Below are 5,592 nucleotides of genomic sequence, written 5' to 3'. Positions count from 1 at the left end.
TGGACTGTTCACTTCTCCTGAATACAATAAAGTCAGAAGAAGTGGTTTGAAGCAGTAGAGTTGAGCAAATTCAGAGGTGGGTCGGATGACATCCTGTAGAGATCTGATACATTCTGAAATGTTACAGAGGAGTAAAGTTCTTTTAGTCATATAACGTAGTGGATAGTTACTATCTCATAAACTTAACCATATTGCAGGAACACTGCGCCCTCAGATGTTACCGGTAACAAATAGTTCCGACACCCGATCGCTCGCATTTCCTCATGATGGATTCGTATGCACATCATCCTGAGATTTTGATATGAATATATTGCATCAACAAGTAGTAAAAGAGCTTATCGTGTGGATCGAAGGCCATGTCACCCGTCACATTAGTGTTGATGACATAGCCAAAATTTCTGGTTACTCAAAATGGCACCTGCAGCGTATTTTCAGAGAGGAAACTGGCATGTCAATCGCTGAATTTGTCAGAAAACGGAAAATACAGCGAGCTGCAAATATTCTGCGCACTGGTGATGAGTCCATTCTCAGTGTTGCCCTGAACTTTGGATTTGAAAACCAGCAGTCTTTTACTCGTGTCTTTTCTGCCTGCTACGGCATCCCTCCCGCACGCTGGCGCTCTCTGCATCGCAAACCCTGAGAAACTGTAATCAGTCCTGAAAAATATGCTCACAGACAGGCGCAGCTTTGTCGTACGTCTGTGTTATCCGATCCCTTTGTCATACTGGAATGCTTGTCCAACAAATGAAGCTTTTTACCAGAGGCGCGGTTTTATTCTCAGTCAAGACATCTCTTGCTGCTTTTACAGCATTAACTATTGCTTTATTGCTTAACTTTGAGAGGCCTGCATGGGCACTGACGACCGTTTTCGTCTGCTCACAGCTATACGCAGCATCCACTGTCTCAAAGTCAGTCTTTCGCCTGGCAGGAACGCTACTTGGCGGCATATTTATCTGGCTGCTTTACCCTGAAACCGTCCAGTCACCCGTCCTGTTTAGTCTGTGTGTATCCTTATGGGTTGCTGTCTGTTTGTATCTTTCTCTCAGCGACAGAACCCCCAGAAGTTACATTTTCATGCTGGCAGGATACAGCGCTGCGGTTATAGGGTTCCCAGAGGTCAGCACTCCATACGCCATTACCAGCACCGTTATTTCACGTATAGAAGAAATTACCCTTGGTATAATATGCAGCACACTTGTGCATCGGCTAATTATGCCTGTTCCTATGCATGATTTAATGAACAAGAGCATTATTGCCTGGTATAAAACCTCCCAAAATCTCTGTAGCGATCTTTTAAGGAATGTACATGCAAAGCAAATGCCTGAGCGAAATGAGATAAAGGTCAGAATGGCAAATTATCCATTGAGTGTGGAAGGGATGCTTACACACTGTATCTATGATGGAGAAGCCGCCAGAAATGTTATCAGGCTTGTCAGCATCCAGTATAAACACCTGACATATTTACTTCCTACCTTAACGGCTCTTGAGGCCCGCCTCAGTCTTCTTTCAGAACTACAGGTTCCATTTCCAGACAGCGTTAAGCATGCGATTGAAAGCTTTCTTCTATGGCTTAATTTTGATATGGCTCGCGACGGTATTAATGCAAAACTAAATATTGAGGAAGCGCAGACGAAGTTACAGCAAAACTGGCGAGAAGGAAAAGCAGGCACGGAAGAGACACTACTTTTTACCGGTGTTTTAGAGAGGCTTGCCAATTTTATACGCATTGGCGAAGCCTATCTTAATGTCAGTGACCGCGTGGCGGACTTAAGCATTCATGGTGAGATGACAGCTTACAAAAGCTCTCGGCATACACGACACAGAGACAGAGGCTTACAGGTGCTGTCAGCAGTGACTGCTTTTGTGGCTACATTTACTTCCTGTTTATTCTGGATAGGGAGTGGCTGGCACGATGGTGCTAATGCACCATTGATGGCTGCTATTATCAGCTCTTTTTTTGCAAATACTGATTCACCTGTGACACCGATGAAGCTTTTCATTAAAGGCATCATCCTGGCCTTATTAGTCAGCCTTTTTTACATTGCCCTCTTTATTCCTCATGCCGTTACACTGGAAGCACTAATTATCTGTTTATGGCCTGGCCTTTTCTTACTGGGGCTTTTGCTGGCAAGACAATCAACCAATCTAATTGGCCTTAGTATCGTCATACAACTGCCTGGATTTATTGGCCTGAGCCATTATTATCAGCCTGATATGATTTCAACTATTAATGCAGCAATAGCTTCTCTGATAGGTATCATGATAGCTGTCGTTCTTTCTGCACTTATCCGCAACAAACGTCCTTCCTGGACTGCACGGCGTGCGGTAGTCGCAGGAATCAAAGATCTCCTGATTTTTGTAAAAGCAGTAGAACGAAACTCTTCATCTTTACTGACACGCCAGCAGTTTATTGCGCGCATGATAGACAGAGTAAATTTTATATTGCCTCGTAAACAACAGGATCCTGAAATAAAATTAGTCGCTGGGGGAGACCTCATTTCTGAAACCTGGATAGGCGCAAACTGCTTTGACTTATATGAGCGTCATCATATCGAACTTCGGCATAACGAAATTGATTGTGGACAAATGTTTCACGAGCTGACGATTTTTCTAAAGCGTAAAATGAAATTGTTACAAACCTGTCCTCATCAGGCTTTGCTGGATGAAATTGATTCAATTTTGTTCAAGCTTGAAAAAATTGCTGCCACCGACAATACTGTCTTTACGCCGCTACTTAGTTTATTTAATATTCGCGTCTTATTATATCCAAAGGTTCGCTGGCCGGCATGATCTCAGGCCAGCGATAAGCAACGTAATGATTAACAGGTGACAGTGCAGTGGGTTCTTAATCGATACTTTATTTAACATAAACTACGTTAAGCGAGCTTCACATATGATAGCTGAATGCAGAGGTTTGGCCTGGATATGCTTGCTGAGAGAGCAATGCCTTTATGCCCAGCGATTCAATCCGATGTCGGCTGTCGCTCAGTACCGGGTCCAGCAACATACTGCTGTTGCCGGATTCGTTATCACCGTTGATCACATTCCTGCCAGGCTGGAAAGAAAAAGACAGCGAGGGTGATTTCTAAGATATCTCTTCCAGAAACGAACCGGGAGCATCAGAAGGCGTATCTTGATACCTAAAAGATCGCTCAGAAATGGCATGACTGCTCAGTGGTGAATCTGCGCCAGCTCTTCTTCCGTCAGGCCGGTCATCTGCATGACGATATTCTGGTCAAGGCCATTCTGCAGCATGGTTCGCGCAATTTTCAAAGTTGCTTCGCGCTCGCCCTTTTCAATACCTCGCTGCTCGCCAAGCTGGATCCCCTCCTGGCGTCCTTCCATGCGTCCTTTCTCAATGCCCTTCTGCTCGAGCTGCTGTGCGATGGTCATGAGTGCGTCTCCGTGTTGCGGCACACGCTGTGCCAGTTCGCGAACGAAGGCTTCAGAGTCGGCCGACTCTCCCGCCTGCAATAAATAGTGTATCAGCACCGCCACCTGAGATGAAGAAAGATAGTCCGCCATCAGCAGCGTGGCCAGCCGGTCGGTCAGCGTGGCCACATCGCGCTGGTGTATGTGCTTCTGCAGTAAGGTCAGCGCTGCCATGCTGCGATGATTCATGATGTCATCATCCGGGATAACGGTGATGTCTGTCAGAGGAAAGGAGCCGCCGTATAGTTTCTCCGCGACTGCCGGATCGTCGAACTCATCCAGCCAGCGGGTGGAATACGGATACGGGCTGCGTTTTCCGGTATAGAACAGCACGGGTATCACCAGCGGCAGCTTCTTGTGCCCGGCCTCGAGGTGGCGCTGCATGGCGGCCACGGCGTAGCGCAGCAGGCGAAAAGCCATATGCCGGTCCGGGGAAGACTGGTGCTCAATGAGCACGTGAACGTAGCCGTCTCCGGCGGTGGTCTTCAGGCTGTAAAGGACGTCGCTGAAGTACTGCCGCAGGTCATCCTCTACGAAAGAGCCAGATTCCAGCTTCAGGGTGCTGAGGTCGCAGAGCGCGCGCAGCTCTGCCGGGAGATGAAGCTCCATAAAGTCCCGGGCAATCTCCGGCTGCGTGAGAAACTGCCTGAAAGTCGCGTCGTGAGGCGTGGGCGTGCTGTTTTTCTTCTTCATCCGTGCTGACTCATTAAATGACACGAATATAATACCATGACAGCAGAAGCGCTGTGCGAGGAACCACTTTTATCAGATGTTCGAAACTGTTTGCGTTAAAATAACCGCTCTGTGCTTTTACGGGGAAAATCTGCAGTGTCATTGACAGAAAAGTCTGGCCATCTGGCCTGATGCGCACTTATCGCACTGGCTCTGGCCCGAAAGGACGGAACCGTATGTTCTGCCGCTCAGGAAAATCTCTTTCTCACGCGCTGGCTGGCTTCTGCTCAGAAGCAGCGTCGCTTCTCTCGTGATGTCGCTCCAGACATTGACTGGTTACTGAAGCAGGGTCGACAGTACCGCGTTAAAGCGCAGCTGGCCGGCAAGCTGGACTATCTGTGGCAGTCCTGTTCCGGCACGCTTACTGAACAGAATGCTCTCGGTCGCCTCACCTTTGCAATGGAAGCCGCAAAAGATATGGGCTGGGTTTACCGGTTGCTCACTGACAGGGAGTGGTCAGGACAACATGCAACAAGGCTGAATCCCGGTCTGAACGGCGTCTATGTCTCGCAAACCAGCCTGGCCGCGGCGTTTGACGCTGAAGGCCGTCAGGTAAAACCACTGATGGCGCGCCTTACAGGGAGCGTGGCTGGCCTGGAGCAGCTCTTTGACCGCTGTGGATGGAAGCTTGTTGCAGAGCGCAATGATGATTTCAAAAACCTTTTTACGCTAACCGCTGAAAATAATGGATAAATCAATCCATGCACAGAAAAGGACATGCTGGATAATGTATAAATTCGCTCAGCAAAACGGCATTTACTGATTACAGTGGATAGTATTCAGAGAAGAGATAAGATACCAGGGCATAGCCTAAAGTATCCGTTTTACGTTACGGCGTAACTTCCTGGCCAGGGTCGGTGTGCATATGATGGTCAGACGCGCTACGACTCCTGTAGGCATAGCTGTTCGGCATGCAGGCAGGTCGGTGCTGCCAGTCATAAATACCGTTTGTAATCTCCCGGCCACGGCCACCGCTCCGCAACTTATCTGGTCGCTGGTAACAGATTGTCACAGAACGTCTGTAGTCATAAAAAACTGTCAAAGCTTAACGCTATCGCTTCTTTCCAGAATTTTCGAAGCGGTCGCCTCTACTTATCCGCTAAAACCGGGCAAGTCTCAGCCCAAAACGCACAGACGATGCTACGTGAATTCTGGTGGGGTAACCCTCTGCTTTTTTCTCAGAATTCACGTAGCGCTGCCCGTTTTATGTACACCCTTACGCAGGATGAGCAGGTCAATTGCCTGCAAGGATCTTTTGTGGATCCTGACTTTGTATAAGTCTTATTATATGAAGTTAGAAATTTAGCTCACCCATGATGGATAGTGAGCAGGGGGCAAAGGCAGAATCAATATTCAACTATGCTGACAGTTTCAAATAAAAAACAATTCAATTAAAGGCCTAAAATTGCAGATTCAATAACAAATACT

General features: G+C 47.5%; 4 protein-coding genes. 3 read left to right on the top strand and 1 reads right to left on the bottom strand.

Annotated elements, in window-relative coordinates; translation table 11 throughout:
- Positions 1 to 301 precede the first annotated feature (301 nt).
- Together HA46_RS20360 and HA46_RS20355 are read left to right on the top strand one after the other, a co-directional pair.
- Positions 302 to 640, top strand: a complete 339-nt coding sequence (locus HA46_RS20360) for a helix-turn-helix domain-containing protein (RefSeq protein WP_033755871.1) — start codon at positions 302 to 304, stop codon at positions 638 to 640.
- A gap of 104 nt (positions 641 to 744) precedes the next feature.
- Positions 745 to 2,790: an FUSC family protein gene (locus tag HA46_RS20355; protein ID WP_084886512.1), complete on the top strand. Its 2,046-nt coding sequence runs from the start codon at positions 745 to 747 to the stop codon at positions 2,788 to 2,790.
- 381 nt (positions 2,791 to 3,171) lie between these two features.
- Here the strand turns inward: HA46_RS20355 and HA46_RS20350 are convergent, their stop codons facing one another.
- Positions 3,172 to 4,125: an Rpn family recombination-promoting nuclease/putative transposase gene (locus HA46_RS20350; protein ID WP_033755874.1), complete on the bottom strand. Its 954-nt coding sequence runs from the start codon at positions 4,123 to 4,125 to the stop codon at positions 3,172 to 3,174.
- Between the two features lie 180 nt (positions 4,126 to 4,305).
- On the opposite strand from HA46_RS20350, the gene HA46_RS20345 reads away from it, so the two are divergent.
- Positions 4,306 to 4,857: a DUF2913 family protein gene (locus HA46_RS20345; RefSeq protein ID WP_244277560.1), complete on the top strand. Its 552-nt coding sequence runs from the start codon at positions 4,306 to 4,308 to the stop codon at positions 4,855 to 4,857.
- Positions 4,858 to 5,592: the final 735 nt, after the last annotated feature.

It is taken from the genome of Pantoea septica (assembly GCF_002095575.1).
Lineage (GTDB): Bacteria > Pseudomonadota > Gammaproteobacteria > Enterobacterales > Enterobacteriaceae > Pantoea > Pantoea septica.
The sequence above is the reverse complement of the archived record's forward strand: the minus strand, read 5'-3'. Positions and strand labels throughout refer to the sequence as shown.

Bases quoted from the DNA above. Each gene is read 5' to 3' on its own strand.
- HA46_RS20360 (WP_033755871.1), top strand. From the start codon at position 302: ATGAATATATTGCATCAACAAGTAGTAAAAGAGCTTATCGTGTGGATC.
- HA46_RS20355 (WP_084886512.1), top strand. From the start codon at position 745: ATGAAGCTTTTTACCAGAGGCGCGGTTTTATTCTCAGTCAAGACATCT.
- HA46_RS20350 (WP_033755874.1), bottom strand. From the start codon at position 4,125: ATGAAGAAGAAAAACAGCACGCCCACGCCTCACGACGCGACTTTCAGG.